This window comes from Paenibacillus odorifer (genome assembly GCF_000758725.1).
GTDB classification, from domain to species: domain Bacteria; phylum Bacillota; class Bacilli; order Paenibacillales; family Paenibacillaceae; genus Paenibacillus_AQ; species Paenibacillus_AQ odorifer.
Map to the genome: position 1 here is coordinate 2,717,329 of NZ_CP009428.1, position 20,791 is coordinate 2,738,119.

At 39.2% G+C, this 20,791-nt stretch carries 28 protein-coding genes and 1 pseudogene; 15 read left to right on the forward strand and 14 right to left on the reverse strand.

Annotation, left to right across the window (positions count from 1 at the left end; all coding sequences use genetic code 11):
- Position 1: 1 nt before the first annotated feature.
- Positions 2 to 193 (reverse strand): DUF6199 family natural product biosynthesis protein, encoded by a 192-nt coding sequence (locus PODO_RS11530; RefSeq protein WP_036685995.1) that lies wholly within the window; start codon positions 191 to 193, stop codon positions 2 to 4.
- A 288-nt stretch (positions 194 to 481) separates the two neighbouring features.
- On the opposite strand from PODO_RS11530, the gene PODO_RS11535 reads away from it, so the two are divergent.
- Both PODO_RS11535 and PODO_RS11540 read left to right on the forward strand, forming a co-directional pair.
- On the forward strand, positions 482 to 1,378 hold the full coding sequence (locus PODO_RS11535; protein ID WP_038570168.1) for an SDR family oxidoreductase: 897 nt from the start codon (positions 482 to 484) through the stop codon (positions 1,376 to 1,378).
- 308 nt (positions 1,379 to 1,686) lie between these two features.
- Positions 1,687 to 1,956, forward strand: coding sequence for a hypothetical protein (locus PODO_RS11540; protein ID WP_141240302.1), 270 nt, complete (start codon positions 1,687 to 1,689; stop codon positions 1,954 to 1,956).
- Here the strand turns inward: PODO_RS11540 and PODO_RS11545 are convergent.
- Complete coding sequence (locus PODO_RS11545; protein WP_038574383.1) at positions 1,946 to 2,623, reverse strand: DUF1796 family putative cysteine peptidase; 678 nt, start codon at positions 2,621 to 2,623, stop codon at positions 1,946 to 1,948. The two genes, PODO_RS11540 and PODO_RS11545, sit on opposite strands and share 11 nt — an antisense overlap.
- Before the next feature lie 208 nt (positions 2,624 to 2,831).
- Between PODO_RS11545 and PODO_RS31030 the strand changes: the two genes are divergently transcribed.
- Complete coding sequence (locus PODO_RS31030; RefSeq protein ID WP_155288122.1) at positions 2,832 to 2,993, forward strand: hypothetical protein; 162 nt, start codon at positions 2,832 to 2,834, stop codon at positions 2,991 to 2,993.
- 129 nt (positions 2,994 to 3,122) lie between these two features.
- Positions 3,123 to 3,764, forward strand: a complete 642-nt coding sequence (locus tag PODO_RS11555; protein WP_038570174.1) for a uridine kinase family protein — start codon at positions 3,123 to 3,125, stop codon at positions 3,762 to 3,764.
- A 141-nt stretch (positions 3,765 to 3,905) separates the two neighbouring features.
- Here the strand turns inward: PODO_RS11555 and PODO_RS11560 are convergent, their stop codons facing one another.
- Positions 3,906 to 6,542, reverse strand: a complete 2,637-nt coding sequence (locus tag PODO_RS11560) for an Ig-like domain-containing protein (protein WP_218918671.1) — start codon at positions 6,540 to 6,542, stop codon at positions 3,906 to 3,908.
- Positions 6,543 to 6,715: 173 nt separating this feature from the next.
- Between PODO_RS11560 and PODO_RS11565 the strand changes: the two genes are divergently transcribed.
- The 5 genes from PODO_RS11565 to PODO_RS11580 all read left to right on the forward strand — a co-directional run bounded on the left by PODO_RS11565 (position 6,716) and on the right by PODO_RS11580 (position 9,351).
- Positions 6,716 to 7,507 (forward strand): AraC family transcriptional regulator, encoded by a 792-nt coding sequence (locus tag PODO_RS11565; RefSeq protein WP_036686005.1) that lies wholly within the window; start codon positions 6,716 to 6,718, stop codon positions 7,505 to 7,507.
- Between the two features lie 5 nt (positions 7,508 to 7,512).
- Positions 7,513 to 8,103 (forward strand): DJ-1/PfpI family protein, encoded by a 591-nt coding sequence (locus tag PODO_RS11570; protein ID WP_038574385.1) that lies wholly within the window; start codon positions 7,513 to 7,515, stop codon positions 8,101 to 8,103.
- Positions 8,104 to 8,302: 199 nt separating this feature from the next.
- Positions 8,303 to 8,500 carry a hypothetical protein gene (locus tag PODO_RS31035; protein ID WP_155288123.1) on the forward strand — a complete coding sequence of 66 codons (198 nt, stop codon included), beginning with the start codon at positions 8,303 to 8,305 and terminating at the stop codon, positions 8,498 to 8,500.
- Positions 8,478 to 8,942: an NUDIX domain-containing protein gene (locus PODO_RS30010; RefSeq protein ID WP_052096973.1), complete on the forward strand. Its 465-nt coding sequence runs from the start codon at positions 8,478 to 8,480 to the stop codon at positions 8,940 to 8,942. The genes PODO_RS31035 and PODO_RS30010 overlap by 23 nt, the downstream gene beginning before the upstream one ends.
- 79 nt (positions 8,943 to 9,021) lie before the next feature.
- Positions 9,022 to 9,351, forward strand: a complete 330-nt coding sequence (locus PODO_RS11580) for a hypothetical protein (protein ID WP_038570177.1) — start codon at positions 9,022 to 9,024, stop codon at positions 9,349 to 9,351.
- 136 nt (positions 9,352 to 9,487) lie between these two features.
- Here the strand turns inward: PODO_RS11580 and PODO_RS30015 are convergent, their stop codons facing one another.
- On the reverse strand, positions 9,488 to 10,447 hold the full coding sequence (locus tag PODO_RS30015) for a hypothetical protein (protein WP_052096976.1): 960 nt from the start codon (positions 10,445 to 10,447) through the stop codon (positions 9,488 to 9,490).
- Between the two features lie 445 nt (positions 10,448 to 10,892).
- Positions 10,893 to 11,024 (reverse strand): hypothetical protein, encoded by a 132-nt coding sequence (locus PODO_RS32145; RefSeq protein WP_256717407.1) that lies wholly within the window; start codon positions 11,022 to 11,024, stop codon positions 10,893 to 10,895.
- A 220-nt stretch (positions 11,025 to 11,244) separates the two neighbouring features.
- On the opposite strand from PODO_RS32145, the gene PODO_RS11595 reads away from it, so the two are divergent.
- The 3 genes from PODO_RS11595 to PODO_RS11605 are packed head-to-tail and all read left to right on the forward strand — an operon-like array spanning position 11,245 to position 12,082.
- On the forward strand, positions 11,245 to 11,442 hold the full coding sequence (locus PODO_RS11595) for a hypothetical protein (protein ID WP_370510578.1): 198 nt from the start codon (positions 11,245 to 11,247) through the stop codon (positions 11,440 to 11,442).
- Positions 11,443 to 11,500: 58 nt separating this feature from the next.
- Entirely contained in the window at positions 11,501 to 11,743 is a 243-nt protein-coding gene (locus PODO_RS31480; protein ID WP_143759041.1) for a hypothetical protein, read from the forward strand.
- A gap of 12 nt (positions 11,744 to 11,755) precedes the next feature.
- Positions 11,756 to 12,082, forward strand: coding sequence for a YolD-like family protein (locus PODO_RS11605; RefSeq protein ID WP_036686011.1), 327 nt, complete (start codon positions 11,756 to 11,758; stop codon positions 12,080 to 12,082).
- A gap of 162 nt (positions 12,083 to 12,244) precedes the next feature.
- Here the strand turns inward: PODO_RS11605 and PODO_RS11610 are convergent, their stop codons facing one another.
- The 9 genes and pseudogenes from PODO_RS11610 to PODO_RS31040 form a co-directional block, all read right to left on the reverse strand.
- Positions 12,245 to 13,072, reverse strand: coding sequence for a hypothetical protein (locus tag PODO_RS11610; RefSeq protein ID WP_038570183.1), 828 nt, complete (start codon positions 13,070 to 13,072; stop codon positions 12,245 to 12,247).
- A 371-nt stretch (positions 13,073 to 13,443) separates the two neighbouring features.
- Positions 13,444 to 13,665, reverse strand: a complete 222-nt coding sequence (locus PODO_RS11615; protein WP_141240305.1) for a hypothetical protein — start codon at positions 13,663 to 13,665, stop codon at positions 13,444 to 13,446.
- A gap of 313 nt (positions 13,666 to 13,978) precedes the next feature.
- Positions 13,979 to 14,509, reverse strand: a complete 531-nt coding sequence (locus PODO_RS11620) for a GNAT family N-acetyltransferase (protein WP_038570187.1) — start codon at positions 14,507 to 14,509, stop codon at positions 13,979 to 13,981.
- A gap of 192 nt (positions 14,510 to 14,701) precedes the next feature.
- Entirely contained in the window at positions 14,702 to 14,953 is a 252-nt protein-coding gene (locus PODO_RS11625; protein WP_036686019.1) for a DUF3951 domain-containing protein, read from the reverse strand.
- A 597-nt stretch (positions 14,954 to 15,550) separates the two neighbouring features.
- On the reverse strand, positions 15,551 to 16,636 hold the full coding sequence (locus tag PODO_RS11630; RefSeq protein ID WP_038570195.1) for a hypothetical protein: 1,086 nt from the start codon (positions 16,634 to 16,636) through the stop codon (positions 15,551 to 15,553).
- Positions 16,637 to 16,779: 143 nt separating this feature from the next.
- Entirely contained in the window at positions 16,780 to 16,905 is a 126-nt protein-coding gene (locus tag PODO_RS32150; protein ID WP_256717697.1) for a hypothetical protein, read from the reverse strand.
- Positions 16,906 to 17,275: 370 nt separating this feature from the next.
- Complete coding sequence (locus PODO_RS11635) at positions 17,276 to 17,461, reverse strand: hypothetical protein (RefSeq protein ID WP_038570197.1); 186 nt, start codon at positions 17,459 to 17,461, stop codon at positions 17,276 to 17,278.
- Positions 17,462 to 17,707: 246 nt separating this feature from the next.
- A pseudogene (locus PODO_RS32210) lies at positions 17,708 to 18,521 on the reverse strand (dihydrodipicolinate synthase family protein); the annotation flags it as partial.
- A gap of 470 nt (positions 18,522 to 18,991) precedes the next feature.
- Positions 18,992 to 19,159, reverse strand: a complete 168-nt coding sequence (locus PODO_RS31040; RefSeq protein ID WP_155288124.1) for a hypothetical protein — start codon at positions 19,157 to 19,159, stop codon at positions 18,992 to 18,994.
- Positions 19,160 to 19,359: 200 nt separating this feature from the next.
- Between PODO_RS31040 and PODO_RS31045 the strand changes: the two genes are divergently transcribed.
- The 3 genes from PODO_RS31045 (at position 19,360) to PODO_RS11650 (ending at position 20,385) form a co-directional block, all read left to right on the forward strand.
- The gene (locus PODO_RS31045) at positions 19,360 to 19,605 is read left to right on the forward strand and encodes a hypothetical protein (protein WP_169744760.1); all 246 of its coding nucleotides are present in this window, start codon (positions 19,360 to 19,362) and stop codon (positions 19,603 to 19,605) included.
- 166 nt (positions 19,606 to 19,771) lie between these two features.
- On the forward strand, positions 19,772 to 19,990 hold the full coding sequence (locus tag PODO_RS11645) for a hypothetical protein (RefSeq protein ID WP_036686024.1): 219 nt from the start codon (positions 19,772 to 19,774) through the stop codon (positions 19,988 to 19,990).
- A gap of 56 nt (positions 19,991 to 20,046) precedes the next feature.
- Positions 20,047 to 20,385, forward strand: coding sequence for an ArpU family phage packaging/lysis transcriptional regulator (locus PODO_RS11650; protein ID WP_052096980.1), 339 nt, complete (start codon positions 20,047 to 20,049; stop codon positions 20,383 to 20,385).
- The last annotated feature ends 406 nt before the right edge of the window (positions 20,386 to 20,791 follow it).

Genomic DNA, 20,791 nt, shown 5'->3' on the forward strand with positions numbered 1-20,791 from the left:
GTCAGAAACTAGTCCAGATAAAAACGAGGATAATAAGTGCCACTATACTGCTGAGGCGAGTCATTAATAAATAGGCATCACTGGGCTCAACATCGCCTTTCATCATCCAGCCATAGCGCATGTACCATCCCAAATGAGGAAAGAAGATATTAAGCAATGCTAACAGTACAAAGAGGAATATAAAAATGCCCATGATTTATCACTCCTTTATCTAATGTATACGCCAGACTATACGGAGCGTTCCCCAACTAACGAGTGAGCTTCCATATATTTATTTAAGCTATCGTAATGAGAACAACGGGATTCTTTTTAGGCGGGGGATACCCTAGCCACCTTGACAGGTGGTTGGGGTATTTTTGCGGCACTATTTAAGGCTGTGTTATCGAAGGTGAATGTTTAGAGGCGTGCTTGTTGTGTTTACATAACAAAGAGTTCGGAAAATATAAAAATGTATTTCTAAAAATAAAGGAGGAATTGATCGATGTCTAACCAATATACGATGCAAGATCCTACCACTCAGTACACTAAGGCTGGACCGGAATTTCAGCAGCAACAAGAGGAGCCGGGTTTGCAGAAGAAAATGAATCCAGTACCTGATACAGGAGAAGATACCTATAAAGGAACCGGGCGTCTGACCGGACGTAAAGCGTTAGTTACGGGAGCGGACAGCGGTATAGGTCGTGCTGTTGCTATTGCTTTTGCGCGCGAAGGTGCAGATGTTGTTCTATCTTATATGCCTGAGGAAGAGGAAGATGCAAAGCAGGTGCTCAAGCTAGTGCAGGAAGCGGGTCGTACTGCAATCGCCATTCCAGGTGATCTGAAGGATGAGGCATACTGTGAACAACTCGTCGATACTACGGTTAAGGAGCTAGGTGGAATTGATATTTTAGCCAATATCGCGGGCAAACAGCAATTCGTCCCAGACATCGCTGATCTCACTACGAAGCATTTTGACGACACATTTAAGACGAACGTGTATGCCATGTTCTGGCTGTGCAAAGCTGCAGTGAAGCATATGCAACCGGGCAGCACCATTATTAACACTTCTTCTATTCAAGCTTATAATCCCTCGCCGATCCTTTTGGACTACGCGACTACCAAGGCGGCTATTAATACATTCAGTAAGTCTCTCGCTCAGCAAGTAGCTGATAAGGGAATTCGCGTCAATGTAGTGGCGCCAGGTCCTGTATGGACACCTCTTCAAGTTGTGGGTGGGCAACCGGAGGAAGTGCTGAAGGAGTTCGGTGCGAGCACACCACTAGGTCGTCCGGGACAGCCTGCGGAGATGGCTCCGGCATATGTATTCCTGGCTAGCCAGGAATCTAGCTATATCAGTGGCGAAACACTGAATGCGAACGGCGGAACACCAACTCCATAAGCCGCTCAGCGGAATGTTGATATTGTAAATACGGCGAATCATTCAAAAGTACCCTGCTAATTTTAGTGCGGGGTGCTTTTGTTTTTATATATAGAAAGGAGTATTATCGAATTCGAGGCTTTTTCTCCCATTATTTTCATAGAATATGATCTATACTGATCAAGATTGTCGAATACATAGGTTTCCTGCGATTACCCAAGAAATAATTTGAACGGCTCTAAGTTTTAGGGGAGACCACAGAAAGAATTAGGAGATGTATGATGCGAAAAAAGAAACTAGCAATCCTCACAATTTGCTGTGTCTTATTCATGGCGTGTTTTCAATCGGGATCTGTCCTTGCGGATAAAGGAAACGGAACAGTAGTAGATAGTGGAACCAAGGAAAGGCTGATGGAGAAGTATGATCTTGTAGAGCCTGAACCCGCAAATCCAGCAGCGCATGGGAGTCAATACGATTTTGGAATCAGTAACCCTATTTCTTTATTGGTCAGCATCAGTAGGCTGTATTTGTATCCATATGTTTTTGCAGCACAGGAAATAATTAATCATTTGATCGATCAAAGCGAAATTAGTTATTAGTTACTTGTATGTCCTTCAAAATATAATCCCAGCTATCATAATCGTTCATATCCTCAGGAACTTCTAACACACAAATATTATTAATATTCCAACTTAATTCTTGTACCGAGGTTGCTTCACGAACGGGATTAAGAATAAGAATAATAAATTCGTTCGGTTTTAATAAACCAGATAAAATCGATTGTAGCTCTACAGCCTGTTCATATGAGGCGGACCATCTAATGAATAAAGTTTTTTTACTGGTGATTAACTTGTCCCAAAATCTATTAATTCGTAATTCCAGCTTCGCTTTATACGAAGGATAGGTTGTAGACCAGTGTTTACCTTGGTGGATTGGAAAATCATGAACGGAGATAATGTTATATAAAGTATCCTGAATAAAATAGGATTTCACTAATGCATTTTTGTTCCAATTAGGATAGACTGGTATTCCATCCTCCAGAAAAAAATGTGTTTCATCAAGGATTTGCAGATTTATTAATTCCATGAAATTTTGAAATCTATTCTTATACAGTCTATTTACATCAGCCAATGAATAAGAAACCATCCAGTCGAGTGGCATGGAGAATTTCCTCAAGCTATTTCTTTGCAGATTTATAGCAGGAGCACAAGACATCCCTAAGCTTACTATTAAATCATAGCTTTTTTTCACAGCTTGTAATTTCATGGACGCACCCATTTTCAATCAGATTCAATTCCTAATAAATTATATACACCATTTTCTAGGAATGATTGGACTTTAAGTGTAATGAGAAACACAGAAAAAAGAGAGCAGCAATTTCACTGCCCCCTAAACCTATTAGTTACGTTGTAACAAAATATATCCGCTAATGTTTGAAGTCTTTTTACGAAAGACTACTTTAAAACCAACATCGTTGTCTAATAAGCAAGCCAAAGCGGTGTTAAGCAATCCATTGGGTCTCAAGCTAGGTCTGCAAGGCACGGCATTTCCAATAACACGGGCGGCAATAATCCTACGTGCTGATCCAGCAACCAAAGGATTTCTGCTCCAACTGATCAACACTAAATCAGGCTGACGAGTAGCCATGGAAGATCTACCCCTTTCTATTAAGTTTCTTTATATAAAATGCACCATAGATTTTAATGTGCTAAACCATAGCGGAGTAAGGAATACATAGGATCGAGTAGGGAGAGGGGCGAATAATATGGACAAGGTGTTACATAAGATAGCTAATTTGATTAGCGGTGAGGCTAATAGAATCATCATTGGGATTTCGGGTCATGGTGCATCTGGAAAAACAACATTTGCTCATAATCTTTTAAAGCTTTTGCAGCAGGATGATGTGAATTATATTAATACAGACCCCTATATTGTTGAATCTAGTCTTAGAAAATACACTTCTATCGACTATGAATATAAGAATGAACATTACCACGATAAAGTGACAGCTTGTCATCCTGCTGCTCATTATATATCTGCTTTAGAGAGAGATATTCATATGTTGAGGGATGGGTTGGATTTTTACACCATTGGCACGGACTATACAAAAAGTATGTTCATATCTTCACAAAACAAGATAAATATTGTAGAAGGCATGAGCGTTGCTTTTACTGACCCAAATTTGTATGATCTGAAAATCTACTTATATACGGATGGAGAAACCGAGTTGGTGAGAAGGAGTATACGTGATGTTTCTGAAAGAGGAACGGATATAAATTATTTAAGAAAATCCCATGAACAGCGCAGGATGCAATATGAGTTGTTTATGCATTCTTATCATCATAAATTTGATATCGTTTTAAAAAACTCCAATGAAGAGTATGTTCTTGAAAAGGGAACGTTGTAAAGTCAACTTCATTCTCGTGGAGTAAAAACAGTGAACAGCGAATCAGGCAATATATTGTGTTGGTCCAGTCGGATATCAATAAAAACACGGAAGCCGCTTTACTGGCTTCCGTGTTTTTGGAACTGTGTAGATGAACAGACGCTATTTATTTACCGCTGAGTCACCTATTGGAGTGAATGTATTCTCCACAGTAATGTTAGAGAACTTAGCATAGTTCAGTTGTTCAATCTTATTGGCAACATCATTACTGTCAACGGCAAATCCGACATATACCGAACCATCCATAGCAATAGTTCGCTCGCCAATTAGCTTCCAGTCTTTTCCGTCCGTTGATCCGTAAGCATAAAAAACATCTCCCTTACGGCCAAGTTTGAGCCAATACCCTTGCTCCACACCATTTATTTTGAACGGAATATCTGGAACAAGTTGAATGCCAGCTTTTTCAGCAGCTGATACGCTGTCTAAAGTTTCAGTTAATTCATCAAATCCTCCGCTCTTAATGTTTCTGCCCGTCAGATAAGATGACCAGCTGGTTTCTTTGGACAACTTCACATAGGAGATACCAAGGGCCGCCGCGGCACTGTCTTTATTCAAGTCATCGCGGATCATTAGCCCGGTGAAGGCATGGTTGTCAACGGCCCCGATTTCTTCGAGCTTCGCGGTAAATTCCATATCTCCGTTCATTTCTTTATACACGAAGTGGAAGTCATCTTTGGTTGCATTGTTCGCTTCAGAACGTTCTGTGCCACCTTCACTTTTTCCAAGCTTTCCGTTGCCTTTAACGGTAAGCACATCATTTGTCATACTTCCGGAACCCTTAATGTACGGATCACCGATATCTGCTGTAGTCCAACTCTTTCCAGCCAGGGAAGAGGTAGCGGTATTGACATGAATGTTAGCAGCTGTGGTCTGCGTCTCATTTCCTTGGGTATCGGTCACTCTTGCAGAGATATAGTATGAAGCATCCGTTAAATTCTTGAGGGTATACGTATATGTGTTGCCTTTTTTGACTGCTTCCCCAAGATATTTAGAGCCATTATATACAGCAACTTTTTTTATTTTGTTTCCGGATTTAGGGGAAGCGTTAATTTTAACTTCGACCTCTTTCCCGGTAACAAATTGTGCATTGTTTTCTGGCGCCAAAAGCTTAGCAGCGGGGTTGTCGGCGACGTGTTTCATATCAACTAGACCGTTAATATAAAGCTCAAGCCAGGTGTAACCATTTTTAGTAACCGTTTTGTATGCATCCTTGATGCCCCAGATTTTATTTTTCTTTTCCCACTTGTCGTCTATTCCGTTTTTATTAGTGTCAAATTGCTTATCATATTGTGCCTCAATGACGCCAAAGTCTGAAATGTAACCCCCGACTTCATGTTCAGTGTTGATATATCTTCCCGAGTTCTGCTCGACTTCTGCCACAATTCTTGCATCGATAGCATCGCGACGCGGATAGGTAGCTCCCGCTTGTTGCAGAATGCTTTTTAATAGTGATTCATTCGCTTGCTTTACGCCGGACTTAACATAATTATCAAATGCTTTATTGGTAATACCATGGTTAACTCCAGTACTGTCCGCGGAAAGATATGGTGTGGCTGCAAGGGTCGTCTTTTGTTCACCACTCTGTACACCGGAAAATTTCACATAATCTGAAGAATCATTCAGTAAGCCTGTGAGCTTGCCGTTAATTCTGTTTCCAGCGATGTAGAAACCGCCCAGCTTGGTAGCTTCACCGGCATCAATGACTCTGTTAGTTACATTATCTCTTGTACCTGGACCGGCAATTTCGATATTGTTCATAAAGTTAGTAAAAGTAAAACCTCCGCCATAAGTGCCGTTAAAGCCCCAATTGTAAATTACATTGTTCGAGAACTGAACAACCGCCACATGATCAGCATCTGCAGCACCTGCGTAACCGCCGCCTAGTCTTGGGTTTCGCGAGGTATGGTTCGCATACAGATTGTGATGGAATGTTGTTTTGTCTCCGCCTGAAATACCACCGTAGCCATGTCTTCCTTTGGAATGCCCGGATAGAGTCAGACTTTCGGAAATAATGGACCACTGGATCGTGCCATTTTCGCCTCTATATAAAGATAGAGTTTCATCTGTGTTCCAACTGAAGGAACAATGGTCAATGAGGAAGTAGCTGTTGTCTCTCCCCCAAAGCGCATCCATTGAATCGCTGCCATTATACACATTAGTGGCACCCGGACGGAAAGAGGTGTAGCGTATGATGATATTCTCTGAATTGCTGATATTGGTATCCCAACCTGCAATGGTAATTCCGTTGCCTGGAGCGGTTTGCCCAGCGATGGTCAGGTTTTTAATATTATTGAGACTTAACGTGCTCTTCAGTTCAATCGTTCCGGAAACATGAAAAACAATTGTACGACCCTCTTTAGGAGTAGATAAAATCCCATAGCGAAGGGAGCCTGCAATCGGTTTGTCTTTTACAGCGTAATCTTCAAGGGTAGTTACGATGTATACATCGCCTCCTCGACCACCGCTCGTATAGGCGCCGCCACCTTCCGCGCCAGGAAAAGCAAGAATAGAGGCACCCGCAAAACTTTTGTCTCCGTCTGTCTGCCCTGAAGCTGCAAGTGTGTGACCTCCTAAAAATGAAAACGCTACCGAAAAACTCAATAAGACACCCATAACCTTACCTGATTTTTTACTCTTCCATTTCATCTTTTTGACGTATAACATGGATACAGTCTTATCGCTGAATGCTGTTCCTGTTATACTTCCTCCTCTCAGTGAAATGTTACTGGTCTGCGACAAGCAGCTTACTGGTAATACTTTAAAACTTTTAGGGCGTATTTACCTGCCAAAAAAATCTTTTTTTGTGCCAACTATTGCTCTTTGGTTCTTGCGCAAACGAACAAATTCATATTATGTTCTTAGTATTACAGCAGCTATAGTGCTTGGCATTCCATGACGATAGGGAGAAAAACATGAATATTAAATATCAGCATCGTGACCAGGCGTTTCACTCCTTTATTTCTACCAATAACACTTATCCTCTTCATCTACACAAAAATGTAGAGATAACAATGGTTTTGTCCGGCAAAATCAATATCAACATCAATGGAAAAGAGTATGATTTGTCTGAAGGAGACATAGCGATTATTTTTTCCAATCAACCTCACAGCTACAAAACCATAGAGAAAAGCCAGATCCTGCTGTTCTTTTTTGACGCCACGTTTCCGGGGGATTTTGCGGGGGATTTGCTTAATCATGTTCCGGATAACCCTATAGTTTCGAAACAAAAGGTGCTTCAAGATCTGCTGGCAACCTTGTATAAACTATATAAAGAACAATGTGATGTTCGTCTGCTCAAGGCTTATACCTCTGTAGTATTAGGGCACGCTCTGCCGTTACTGCTAATGAAAAAAGTAGACTACAAAAAAGAAATGGATCTCGTCCCCAAAATCCTTGCTTACATCGACATGCATTTTTTAGATCACATAAATCTGGATACGCTTTCAAGAGAGCTTGGCATTAGTAAATTTATCATTTCCCGAATCTTTTCGGAGCAGTTTCATATTTCATTTCGTGATTACATCAATGGCCAACGGGTAGCCTTTGCTCATATGCTGCTGTTATCCACTACCCATCCGGTCACGGATATTGCGTTTGATTCCGGATTCAACAGTTTGCGCTCTTTCTATCGTGTTTTTAAAAATGAATACGGGATAACCCCCAATGAATTTCGCCGAAAAGTATCGAAGGAGTGTGTAGAATGAAAATGCTGAAGATGGCTTATATTCTATTTGACGGAATGACTACGTTAGATTTTGTTGGTTTTTACGATGCGGTTACCCGGATGGGAGTTCTAAAGGCGATAGAAAATGTATCGTGGGATTTTTGTTCCAACAAGGAAGAAGTCACGGATGATCGAGGATTGACGTTGAAAATAAACCAGGTTTCCCCTGATCTGTCAGCCTATGATTTGATATTTATCCCTGGAGGGTTATCCACTCGACAACTTAGATTCGATACTGATTTTATAACATGGATTCAGACTGCTCGAGAGGTTGAATACAAGGTGTCAGTGTGTACAGGGGCTTTGATTTTGGGAGCTGCCGGTTTCTTAAATCAGAAGAAGGCGACTACCAACCCTTCTGCATATGAACTATTAGCACCTTATTGTTCCGAAGTAGTTAAGGAACGGTTCGTAAGGGATGGAAATGTTTTTACTGGGGGAGGAGTAGCAGCTTCGATTGATCTGGGTTTATATTTCATAGAATCGCTTACTAATGAAAATGTAGTTCGAGAAATTCAAGAGAAGATGGATTACCCATATTACAAGCCAATTAACCCTTCCAAAGGGAAATCATAACTATAATATATGGGAATTAATGATATAATATCCAAAGTGAAATAATTAAGGTGATGAATAGAGGTGTAAGTATGTTGGACACAAACTGCCAGTTTTTCCTTTTCTATTTATTTCGATAAAAAGTCAAAAGGAAAAGTATAAACTTGAAGTACTAGATGATAGTGTAGTAATTGGTGAAACAAATATTACGTGTGGTTCCTTGAAAAAAATTGTGATTCATAATCCTATTTCAATATTTTTTCATATGATTCCGGCTCAAAAAAAGAAAAAAATAATTACGATACAGGTAAATAAGGATGAAGCAAAGGATCGAAAAACAATATTAGAAGAGCCACTTAGTCCCAGAAGAGATGTTGAAGATATGAGGTGTCACGATGAAGATAGGGAAACCGATTAGAAAGAAGATATACGGATTTATTTTGCAAGACAATGAAGTTGGAGAAAAGACCTTATTAGTCTATCTTAATGAACCAGAAGTACCCTTTAGATTAGTAGGTGGAAATATCGATGCCGGGGAAACAGAAGAAGAAGCGTTATTCAGGGAAATTCAAGAAGAAAGTGGACTTAAACAATTTAAATTAGTAAAGAAAATAGGCACACAATATTATTATAAGGATTTTATAGATGCGAATGTCGAAAGACATGACTACCTTCTAATTCCAGAAACGAGATTACCTGAAAAGTGGAGCTTCACTGGAGAAGGAGAAGGTGAAGACTATGGGACTATTTTTAACTACCAATGGATAAATCAAGATGAAATATACTTATTAGACAAAGAGTTTAGAGAATACATGACGGAAGATTACATGCAAGAATTATTCAGCAAGGTAAAAAGGTAATCCATCTAAACCAAGTGCGAAATGATAATTTAAAAAAATCGGCTGTAAGTATAAAAAGCATAAAGATGGTGGGATTATTTTGCGTGCAGTTAAGCCTATAATGTTATGGTTTATTTCGACGATTTTATTCACCCTGGCAGCCTTTGGATTGGAGCTTTGGGAAGGAACTAAAATAAGTACAACAGAATATTACGGTTTTCAAAACATTGGGTTTGCTTTTATTTTTCTGATGTTCCTTTTTTCAGTTCTTCTTTACCCGGTTATACTGCTTCCTTTATCATGGGTTATTCGAAAGATAGTTAATCCTTTAATAAGCCGCATAATGATATTCTTATTGAGTGGTATTGCGGGATATGGTTTCTTTTACGAGGTGTACGATGAACGCTATACGGGAATACCATTTGAATAGTAGTACAGCTATTATTTTTTTCGGAATTGCTGGTTTCATTTATGTTCTGGTGGATTACTATTTTGAGCGGCAAGCCATTAAAGCCGAACAAAATCCCTGCTAACCGTGGCGGCCGGCAGGGACTTTATTTTTTAATCTAAGTATTAGGTAATTTGTCAACCTCATCAGTAAAAGCTTCCAAGTACTGGGTGAATATTCCTGTATCTATTTTGGTGTTTGCATCATTTGCAATAGGAGGCGTATCTTGGATTTGTTTGTACATACGATCCATCTCACCCGTGAGCTTAGCCCAGATGCTTTTAATTGAATCATATTTTGCATCAAGGTTGTTGATATAATTATCGTACTCCATTTTTTGGTTCATCGCTTTTGCTAATTGCTCGATTGTAAAATCTATATCTATTGTTTGACCCGTAGAGCCAGTTCCTGAACCTGCATACCAGCTGATATCAACAAATCCATCATTCCAAATATCTGAAACGACAAAATTACTGATTTCTTTAAGCGTCGCTTCAGGAGACTGTTCAGTTGTACCTGCATTACCTGAATCTGAAGTATTAATTACAGGTTCCTTAAAGAGTTTCCTCACTTCGTTAAATGCATCCTTGTCCTTGTCATTAGACGAATATCCCCAACCAACTTTATCATCCTTAATAAAAATGATAAGTTCGCTATTGGAGGAAGACTTCTCACCTTGGATAAGCACGAGTTTATCTTTTCCGCCATCTTTGTCCGTATAATCAGCTGTTTCAATTACTGTAGGATTCTTAAGTTTATTATTCTCGGGTGTCTCAGTAGATTCAGCCATTTGGAAAATGGGTTGTACATCTGGAAGTATATTTTCGGATACGAATTTCTTTTTCGCTTCGATATCTGAACCATTGAGGAAAATCTCCACATAGTTGAGAGCCAGTTTCTCGGAAGCTGTAAGTTTCTTTTTTGGCTCAGGAGTGGGCTCTGAAGGGCTGGCTGTTGCTTCGGACGGTGTAACTCCTGTAGACGTTGTATTTTTTTTCTCTGAATTTGTTGTGGAACTACCACATCCTGAAAGGATTACAATAGTTGCCACGATACATAAAAAAGCTTTTTTGTTCAATCTTATATCCCCCTAAATCTGCTAATAATTGCTAGTTGATTCTACCAGATATAGGAATAGTAATCTATGAATTTTAATTTATGACGGAACCAATATATTAGATTAGCGTGCTTTATTTTTCGGAGGTGAACATTTTGCTGAAAGTACTAAGGGTGTGCGGTATTTTATTCAGTGCAGCAACAATCATTCTGGGAATCACATTTTTCCGCGGTCAGGATCAAGTGATAATCTCTTGGACTATGCTGGGGATGTGCGGAGCTTTAATATTTAATGGAGCGGCATTGTATTTGAAAACTAAAGATAAAATGGCTGTGCTATCCTCGATTGTTGGGATTGTACTGTTAATAGTCAGTCTCGCTTACTCAGTTTCCTTTTTGAAAATTAAAAACAACCTCGTCAACCTTAATGGGTCGGTGGGGCTGTTTTACGTTATTTTCCTTTATATTTATTTCTTTTTCTTCTTTGTGGGTCCGATCTGGCGTCTTACCTTATCGTTCTCATCTACCTCAATAATATAAATCTCCTTCACTGTACCGGAGAGAGTAAACCATTCACGCATAGCTTCAACCTCGGTCATCGGTCCTAATATTCGTTTCCCCCTATAACATATAAAAAACACTCATACTCCTTAGTTTGTTTGCGGAAATGCAATAAATGCTTATAAAACAAATTATAAACCTGAGCGATGACTTTGTATGTAATAATTCATGCCTGGCGGGATATTTTTACATTGATTAACGAACGTACGTTTGGTTATAATACAAACAAATGTTCTTATCCTTGGAAGGTGAGTAATTATGCAAATAAGAATCGGTCAAACCATTGAAATAGTGTACCAAGATAAATCAGGTAAGATATCTCAACGTAAAATTGAAGTGAAAGGGATTCGTGGAGAATATATTCGCGCAACTTGCTTATCAACCGGAGCTCCGCGCGTATTTCTGGAGGCTAATATTCTTGCTTGGCAGCCTGTGCAAATGAAGCGACATGCTTAGTGACACCGCCCGAAAGCTACTAATGATCATGCGCCACTCTGCCGTGCATCATGCTCATATGCCAACTTTACAGGAGTTAGAAATCAAGAGTGGACGGACACCAAGTAAGATCATTAGTGGGCTTAGGGAATTAGTTAACGAAAAATATATAGAATGGACCCCGCACACTCCACCAGAGAGCGCCCGAATTATTGAAGGCTGGGAAAGGATTGACCCTAGGTTTAAAAAGAGAAAGTCAGAGCCACAAGAGCTCCAGTGGGGGATAGATGGTAGTAAAACGAATTACTGGACGGACTATTAGGAGGGCAACTTCATGATGAAAAAATTAGAGAACGTATGGGAGTGTAGCAGAATGATATTGCCCGAACATAAAAACCGGATTATAGATGACAATAATGAGCAGGAACGTCGTGAAAAACCCACTCTAGATCTACAGGAGATAGAGCGCTTCGAAAAATTGTTATATCGTTCTATGGAAGAGCACAGCCCGATTACACTCACTCTGTTTGATCCCATGGAGAATATATTAAAACGAGGTATCGTGATGAAACTGGATAAACAACAGGGAATTAAACTCCGCTGGTCGGAGGATGAGTGGGATTGGTTCAAGATGGAGGATGTTATTGCAATAACTACATAATTCACTTAATAAAAAACAGGTTAGGAGCAATCTCCTAACCCGCGCTGTACTTCTGATATTAATGTTCTGCTCCGTGGAATAAGACCACTGGTGAGGTACTTGGCAGTGCTGGCGCAATGCTGACGATAGTGAGGACCAACAATAAAGAGACGGCAAATTTTTTCACAGAGACTCAACCCTTTCTTTGAAATTTATTATTTTCTCTTCAAAATCTTTAATCTGAGTAGCATCAGCACATGAACGTAATGATTCGAAGTATACTACTGCTTGTTTAAAGATTTTATCAGAGTTTGTGACCTCTGCAGAATCTAATAATTTCATGCTATATTTGATAGCTGTATTATAATCTTGAATTTTTGTTTTATATCTGATCATATTAATAAAAAAAGTTTCTTGGTAGGAATTTATTATAATTTCATCAGCAGCGGTATCCTCAAATTTTGAAATTCTATTAGAGAAAAGAGCTAAATGAGATTCAATGTTTAAATCAAAATTAGTAGCTGCCTTTAACAAAGTTATTAGTCCTGGTAGAACTTCTTTAGAGTTGGATAAAAGGAACGAAACATAGCGATCTATGAATTGAATATTTCCAGAAAGCACTTCTACTTCTAAAAGATTTGGTTCTGATATGTACTTATAATAGGCTACCTCATTTAATCCTTCAGCATCTAATCCCTTGAACCAACTCAAATCGCTATAAGCTTTAATGTAAGTTCGAGCTTTATCATAATTTTCAATTTCTTTGTGGGCTAGTCCCAACATAAGCAAGCTGTATCCATAATAATAAATTAAAGGTCGTTGGTGTTTTAGTTCCAGTTCATTATTGTGTGTGTAATTATTATAAATTTGAGTTATTCGGTTGAAAAAGGTATCTGCTAGTTTTAGAAGATTGGGCCAGCTTTCAAAAGAATATATCATTTTAAGAACTTTTACGGCTGGATCAAGATCTAGAAGATTTATATCTAAATCTAAATCGATATTTCCATCCAACAGCCTCACCTGCCTTTATTTTACATAATATACCTGTATTATACAATGTAATCAATAGATGGTCAATTAAGTGCTCCATATAAAAAATAGATGATTAATAGGGACCAATAAAGTAAATCTATCCATTATTGCGCCATGATGTGTGCCTGGGTAAGCTTTGGCCCGATGGCACTGACACGTACTGCGTATGGCTAGGTTTATTAAGGGAAGTGAGACGTTCGGGGTAAATCTACTGTCTAGTGAATATTTCGTCAGTAAGCGAGAGCCCGCGACCCAAGCGGTCGCGCTCCCGTATTTCCGAGTTATTTTCGTCGAGGTATTGAAGTAACGGAAACGGAACGCTGGGCTGGTGAGGTATGGTAGTAGTAGAATTACCGCTCTAGATGACCACATAAAAAGTCATATAGATTATGTAATGCCTCAAGAATAGCAGCAGCTACGACATAAACTAAAAGGTTGCTATTGATTAAATCATTTACCGTATTATGTTTTGTGAGTACAAACTGAAAGAATGTGTACATCGCAATTGTTGCATATGCCGCAACCTTGGAAATATTAAATAACTTATCAAAGATCATTAACAGTGCGTCCACCTCCTTAAGGAATAAATATTATCAATAAATACCTAATTTGAATATCTGTAAACAGAAGCCCAGAGCTGCTGGCAGAAGGCGGTTAAGCTCGATCCGGAATCGGCTGTGTCGAGATTTTATCTAGCTATCTTTTCGGTAAAGAGGTGTTAATTTACTGGTTTCAAAAAAAGAGGCTAGGAGAGTCTGTCTAGCCCTCTACGTTTGGAAGATGTGACAACAGTTGCTCTACTTAATACACAGTACGCATTTAGTTGAGCAACGTGAAGTAAATAAAAGGCCTACACCATAAAAATGTAGGCCCACCCATTAAAAGTTACTCTGTTACTAATTTTGAGAAAATGCTTAAATCAATAAACTTTCCTTTGGACTTTTCGCACTTTCTCATTGTTCCTTCGAATGTATAGTTTAACTTTTGCAAAACTCTTATGGAATTATTGTTTTCGGGTTCGACTTTTGCTTCTATCCTGTTGAAATTTAAAGTGTTGAACGCATAATCCATCAGAGATTGAATGGCCTCAGGAGCATATCCCTTGCCCCAATAATCTTTACTAATATCGTATCCAATCTCTGCTTTAGCGTTTGAAGAATCTATAGAATTATAACCGCAGGAACCAATTATGCGATTTGATTCTAACTCGATTATGGAATAACGAATAGCTTTGCTTTCCAAAGACAGGTTATTAAGAATTTTAATCATTTCTACTGCTTGGCTTTCCTCAGTGAAACTATTGATATTCATAAACTTTGTAACCTCAGGATCAGACCAAATGTTAAACAAACTAGCAGAGTCAGATAATTTCATTTTTCTTAATTTTAGTCTTTTGGTTTGTATTTCTGTAATCAATATATTACCTCCATTATCTATTTATTTTGGGGTTAAGATATCGATATCTGCGCATAGTTCAGTCCCTTCAATATTTAATTCAACACTATTATAACGTAAGAGTTTTTTTATGTCACAGTACGAAGATACAGATCATTAAAGGAGTAGGAGTATCTTTCCAAAGGTTATGACGAAGTAGAAGCCTATTGCGCATCAGGGAAGAGAAGGTCGTCGTTTTGATAACGAAATGATGTTTTTATCCTTATCATCACCATGGTCCGCATTTTCTTCTATCTCTTTTTTCTCATCGTGAAACTCAACAGGAGATTGGGCCGTGATGTAGTCAAATGGAGTGTAATTATTATTTGGTAATTTTCTTGTAAGGATTACCTTTACAATGATGATTCCTAATGAGAGATAGAAAATCGCGCCTACTCCAGCCAACATGAATAGTACTAATCTCATTGTTAACACCGCCTTTGTTTGATTTTATAATCAAATGTTAATATTTACAAGAATCAGGCTGCTGAGTACTATTCATTCGACTGAGATTTGATGCACAGTAGGAAATGCTTGGGCCACTAGATTTTACAAATGGTGGAACCTTCGAACATACGGATGAAGTGTAGCACAATAGTCATACCTACAATAAATATTAATTACTTTAAAGCATCACAGAAAGGTTGTTTTACAGACACCATACTCATATGGATATCCGATCTCATCTTTAAATGTAACCTCTGCACCATATCGACAGATACTGCTCTTAGAGACAGAACCTTTAATGTTGTATATTTCATCTACTGTGCTTCTTGGTAATAAGATAGGTTTTTAGATATATCAGTTTCTAACGGTAAGACCAATTTTTATGTAGTTACTACATTGAATAATAATGGAAAGTTAAGTTTCAAACGAAGCATCAGCTACCCCTCAGAAGGCAGATCAACCTGAACCAGAACCATCTGATGTTCGCGCAATACTCACAATTACATTAATAACTGGTCTTGAAAAAGTCAGTGTGGCGGCGGTGCCCCGACTGCTGTATTTCTGTAACGTTTCCGCTTAATTGGCTTTGTCAGAAGCTTCATAGATTAGGCAACGAAGGGTCTGATCGGGATAGCGGAACTCCGCGATATAGCTACTTCCATCTTCCAACAACAGTTTAACATCCACCATTCCGCGTTTGTTGTTAAACTCGGTGTCGGTTAGATAAGCTTTGACAATGGTTCTTGTTTCTCCCTGTTTGTCCGTGATGACCTGCACGGCTTTATTAATCCAACTGGCATCCTTCTGGATGGTGCCGGCTGCGTCGTCGTCGATGGGAGTTCTCTTCAGTGCCAAATTAATGGCTGTCGTATCCTCTACGACACCGGTTGTTGCATTAATCAACACATCATATTCCCAGAATACCTCGCCTGATCCGAGCAGGGTAAGATTCTTGTAAGGAGCAAAATGAACTGTCCAGGTTGGACGTTTGTTTAGTCCCAGCTCAATCAGCATTCCCGATGTTTTTAGCTTGGACACGTCGGCATCGAACAGCTTGCGCACACTGTCAGAGGCCAGTGCCTCAGCTTCAACCTGGCTGATTTTCTGAGGCTGAAGCTGAGGCACAGTCGGATTTCGTTTGGACACGAAGTAATTCACCCGGTAGTACCAGTCAATCAGCTGTAACAGTTCCTCATCAGTCATACTCCTCTCCGGGTAGGTGTACGTATTGGTTTCTAAATCTAGATACATATCTGCTTGTCCAGCCTTTAACGGCAGCTGCTGCTTGGGGCGGAGGCCGTCATACACATACTTATCGTCCAACACTTGTCTGCGGTTGATTTCGGATTCGGTTTGTTCCCGACCTGAAATATGGGGATCTTCTGCCTTGTCTATAAAGTCATAGATTTGCTGGATTTGCGCCGCTGTCATCTGTTGATACAGGTCTTGTTGTATGGTGGATACCGGCGCCGGCGCCTCCACCTTTAGCACGGGTATCGTGCTTTCGCTCAAAGCCAGCCGGTTACTGCCCTGAATTGACGAACTGTTCTTGGCGAAAACTACGGAATTCATCAGGCTAGGGACGATCAGAGCACTGGCTGCAAGCACACCAGCTGAAAACACGATAACAACTAATGTAGCGAACCGCTTTTTCTTGTTCAATCGGATTACCTCCATTGGGATCTAAGATGATGAATCTTTATACATCTTAACACCAAGTTATTATAGAATTAGGAGGATAGTTGTTATGGAGTTGTAAAAAGATCGGATACTTCCCCTTCACCAAGGACAGTCAGGAGTTAATCTCAATTTTGTCCACGTTCTTCTTCAAGAGCCACAGCTACAATGCAAGAAGTGTCTTTACAATAAAGATGTGCCAGAAGCGGGAAGTGTTTACTTAGTGTCGTATTTACATCGATGTGATTAGTCATAACTTTTCACCTAATTGGAAGTATGATTCGTGGGATAATTACATGAACAACAATAAAGTTATTAAGAAGGACTTTAAAGCAGAAAAACGATTGGTTGCGAAGAAATAGATAGTTCGGAGAACAAGCAGTTTTTGTACTGATGAACAATAAAGATTTTCAATACAGAGAGACATACTTTATTGTGGGGAATCCAGCAACTCTATGGATACTCATACTTGGATTGGTTTCGTTTGGAACAAGATCCAATAGGTCATCTTATGGATTATGGTGGGATTGTAGAGGGGGATACACCGGATCTATTAAACTAGCTGGATCTCATTTTGTTTGGGAGTGATTTGAATTTAGAGCATGCATTAAATAACCTACGATATCACACTTCTTTAATCCGTTTGATCGCCCAAGAAGGAAAAGAAAATAAACCACTCTTAGTTCTTATTGTGAAGTAACCTGAAGAGTCGCTCTCCTGACAAAAACCAACATATGTCTCTCCACTGACTAAATGTATTTGTAGTTGTAATTCTGTTTCAATTGCGTGAAAAATCAGTGTGAGATTCATATTAAAGCCCCCTTGCATAAGATGATTATATTCATAAAATACCCACTTCATTGTTAATGAACGCAAAATAGTTGACAATTGACAATGTTGTAATATTTTAAGCGTGATTTTGGCATAAGCATGTCTATAACAAATACCCCGTCAATCACTTAAGGTTGATGGGGTATTTGTTATATTGATGAAAACTAACGATCCTTACCAGTGTTATAGAGCAGCATATATACTTCCCAATGAATTATATTAAGTTTATACAGTGAATTTTAATTCCTTTAGAATGATATTCAGGTGATTCCTAACGGATTTGTTTAATGGTTGTAAAGGCAAGGGAAGACTAGGACTTTTATTAAGCCAATTATTTCAGCAGCTGCTGAAATCACTCGAAGGCTACCGTAGCTATTGAATAACTTCCAGATCGGTTCTAGTAATGTTGAAAGGTGTTGTGCTTCTTCTAAATGGCCACTTTGAGTCATTCTTGTGATATCTAGACATAACCTCGGAAATAAACCACCTAGCACTGAGTACCATAAGTCACAACCTGCACTCAAGCCTGGATATGCGGATGGATTCCCGCTTATTCCAAACGTAACATGGAGTGGAATGACAGCTCTGAGTTTTTCTACACGTAACTTGGCTTTATCAGATTCTGACGGTATGCGGGAATCTTAATGGAACAAACATTAGGTAACCTAGCAATTTTGCTGGGCAGCTCATCACTGAAATGGAAATGTGAAGTGCCGGGATTATCATAAACACAAAGTGGAATGGAGAGTGAACTTGTCACCTGTTCGTATACAAAAAACACTTCTTCATCTGTTAGCGCCTGATAGGAGATAGGAGCCAAGAGTACTGCACTTGCCCCAGCTTGTTGTGCATCTTCCGCTAATCGAAGTACTTCTGAAGTTCGAATCGCACTTATGCTTGTCATCACGGGAATCCCTTCAGCAGAACTAACAGCAAGCTCAAGGACACGCAAACGCTCCCCTCTACTAAGATGCGCATAGTTTCCAGTTGATCCCAGTACACCAATTGAGTCTACTCCTGCCTTTACCAATTCTTTAATAAAAAAAGGGACCAATTTTAGAGGCTAGGTGTTGTTAAAAAATATGAGTTGCCACGTTTGTCCCGTAGCGATTTAGATTCAGAACAAACATAAAATAACCTGTTAAGCTTATGCCTGAAGGGTCTATTAGTGCTTATACGATAAACTCTGTAAATACTGGGCTTCGAAGCATGCCAGATTTGGTCCAGTTCCTCATTCTTACCTTTGCTTGTAGCCGGGACTCCAGATGTACAAACTCCGTATCCTTACCTTTGTATATCAAGATATCAAAGATGGCGTAATACGCTGGGAGTGTCCCAGTGAGTTGAGTTATTTTATCAGTTCGTCTCGCTTGAAATCGGCTCATAACAGATTCAAAATCGGATACTCACAGTACGAAGATACATGGACAGAGAGGGTTAATAGCCCTCCTCTCACAAAGGTTATGACGTAGTAGATACATATTGCGACATGAAAAAAGATAAAAATGCTTATGCATCCTTATCTTTTTCAAGTAATTCTATTATTCTGTCTAATTTTTTCTCTATGCTACTAGTTTTATCTGAAACCTTGTTTTTGGTTCCATAATCACCTTTTAACAGTAAAACCAAGGGAATTGCCAAAACAAATGCCAACGGTATTAAAAAAAAATATTGCAAGATAACACCTCATTAAAAGTTTTTATTTAAGTATAACAAATTTCAAAAAAAAGACTCTCTCCCACAAGGAGGATATAAGAGATAGTTTGGCTGTACTGAACTTATAAAGGGGATGGATAATCTTTATTTCTTACCCATTAAAGATATACCATAGTAATCCATAAGCTATTCCGAAGTAAGCAATCACACCCAGTAAAGAGATGGATAAAAGAATAGTGATAACTTTCTTACCGTTCATAAAATTCACCTCTTATTTAATATATCACGGAATGAGGGAGGAACTGACGTCAACGTGGATTGAAATTATTTTTGCTTTTATCGCTATCCTATCTTTTATTTCAGCAGCTGACAAAGAATCTATTCTTTACAAGCAACGTGGCATGCACATGGCAGCAATATGTGTTGCTTCAATTATTGCACTAGCTGCAGACGTTATTTTTTCATAAAACCCAAATTTGAGAGGAGTAATTATAAATGAAAGTTCAGATAGCAGCACATTTCAATAAGCAAACGAAGGATTCCAAAAAGGAACTTTTATAGTTCCACGTAAAAGGTGATACATCCTCTGAAAACTCCTATGAATTCTATCGGAAGGCAGGATCAGATGTAATCTTGGAAATCGCTGAATCTCAAATGAGTATTGAAGAGTTCCGAGGTGATGACGATGAAGAGGATCGTGAGGAGTCAAGAGAAGGCGTACGAGGAAAGGTTAATCCAGACGGTACGATTGAATTGGAAGACAAGGATCAACTCACTCTGGAGGAGGTAGCTGCTGCAGGAGATAAGAATGATCCGGTAATCCTTGAAAATGATGATAATCTGCCGTTTTAAGATGCTACACGCTCCGGCTTCGGTCGGGGGATTCTTTTACAGTGAGGTGATAGCAGGTGCAACAAAGCTTCCTGCCAGAGATAGATAGAGTACGGACGCAAGCTGCGGTTGAAGCGGCTTTTGATAAGTATCGAGAGAATAAATTCCTAACTTTTGAGGAACGCGAAGCAGCCACGACAGCAGCATGGTCAACTACTCCGAGAAGCGACACGGGAACAACTTCGGACCAAACCGCGAATATTGCCATACACAATGTTGATAGTTTAGCAGCACGTAAGGAGTACTGTGAGAGAATTGAAAGGATTGTAAATAGGCTTCCACGAATGGAATCATTTTTGATTAAAGAAAGATATATAATAACCGAATATGATTACATCACGGATCAGAAGATATAGGCAAAGCTTCCCGATGACACTCCGCCCAAAGCATGTAAAGGAAATAATGAAATTGAGTCAAGCTAAGTTATATGAGTTTTTAGGGGACGCACCATTTCATGTTGCAAAAGCAGGAAGGGAATTATATATCAATAAAGCGGTATTTAGGAATTGGCTAGAGGGTAGAAGTGATGATATTTTCCCGGAGGACCTAGCGAACTGATATGAAAAGCAAATAACGATTTGTATCAAATTCGTATCATGAAGGATTTCAATAGAATGATAAGTGAATAGAAAACAAAAAAAGCCTTGAATATCAAGGCTTTCACGTATAGGACGGATGGGGTTCGAACCCATGATCCCTACCCTGTCAAGATCACGGCGCGTACTTTCCTTAACTTCCTCAAACCTCCGAACCCTTACTGTT

What these genes read in the sequence shown, in the direction of transcription:
- PODO_RS11625 (WP_036686019.1), bottom strand. Translation starts at nt 14,953, where the DNA reads ATGAGATTAGTACTATTCATGTTGGCTGGAGTAGGCGCGATTTTCTAT.
- PODO_RS11565 (WP_036686005.1), top strand. Translation starts at nt 6,716, where the DNA reads ATGAATATTAAATATCAGCATCGTGACCAGGCGTTTCACTCCTTTATT.
- PODO_RS31045 (WP_169744760.1), top strand. Translation starts at nt 19,360, where the DNA reads ATGGATAAAAGAATAGTGATAACTTTCTTACCGTTCATAAAATTCACC.
- PODO_RS11595 (WP_370510578.1), top strand. Translation starts at nt 11,245, where the DNA reads ATGCAAATAAGAATCGGTCAAACCATTGAAATAGTGTACCAAGATAAA.
- PODO_RS11545 (WP_038574383.1), bottom strand. Translation starts at nt 2,623, where the DNA reads ATGAAATTACAAGCTGTGAAAAAAAGCTATGATTTAATAGTAAGCTTA.
- PODO_RS11530 (WP_036685995.1), bottom strand. Translation starts at nt 193, where the DNA reads ATGGGCATTTTTATATTCCTCTTTGTACTGTTAGCATTGCTTAATATC.
- PODO_RS11605 (WP_036686011.1), top strand. Translation starts at nt 11,756, where the DNA reads ATGATGAAAAAATTAGAGAACGTATGGGAGTGTAGCAGAATGATATTG.
- PODO_RS11540 (WP_141240302.1), top strand. Translation starts at nt 1,687, where the DNA reads ATGGCGTGTTTTCAATCGGGATCTGTCCTTGCGGATAAAGGAAACGGA.
- PODO_RS11535 (WP_038570168.1), top strand. Translation starts at nt 482, where the DNA reads ATGTCTAACCAATATACGATGCAAGATCCTACCACTCAGTACACTAAG.
- PODO_RS11555 (WP_038570174.1), top strand. Translation starts at nt 3,123, where the DNA reads ATGGACAAGGTGTTACATAAGATAGCTAATTTGATTAGCGGTGAGGCT.
- PODO_RS32150 (WP_256717697.1), bottom strand. Translation starts at nt 16,905, where the DNA reads ATGACTAATCACATCGATGTAAATACGACACTAAGTAAACACTTCCCG.
- PODO_RS11635 (WP_038570197.1), bottom strand. Translation starts at nt 17,461, where the DNA reads ATGAATCTCACACTGATTTTTCACGCAATTGAAACAGAATTACAACTA.
- PODO_RS30010 (WP_052096973.1), top strand. Translation starts at nt 8,478, where the DNA reads ATGAAGATAGGGAAACCGATTAGAAAGAAGATATACGGATTTATTTTG.
- PODO_RS31480 (WP_143759041.1), top strand. Translation starts at nt 11,501, where the DNA reads ATGCCAACTTTACAGGAGTTAGAAATCAAGAGTGGACGGACACCAAGT.
- PODO_RS32145 (WP_256717407.1), bottom strand. Translation starts at nt 11,024, where the DNA reads ATGACCGAGGTTGAAGCTATGCGTGAATGGTTTACTCTCTCCGGTACA.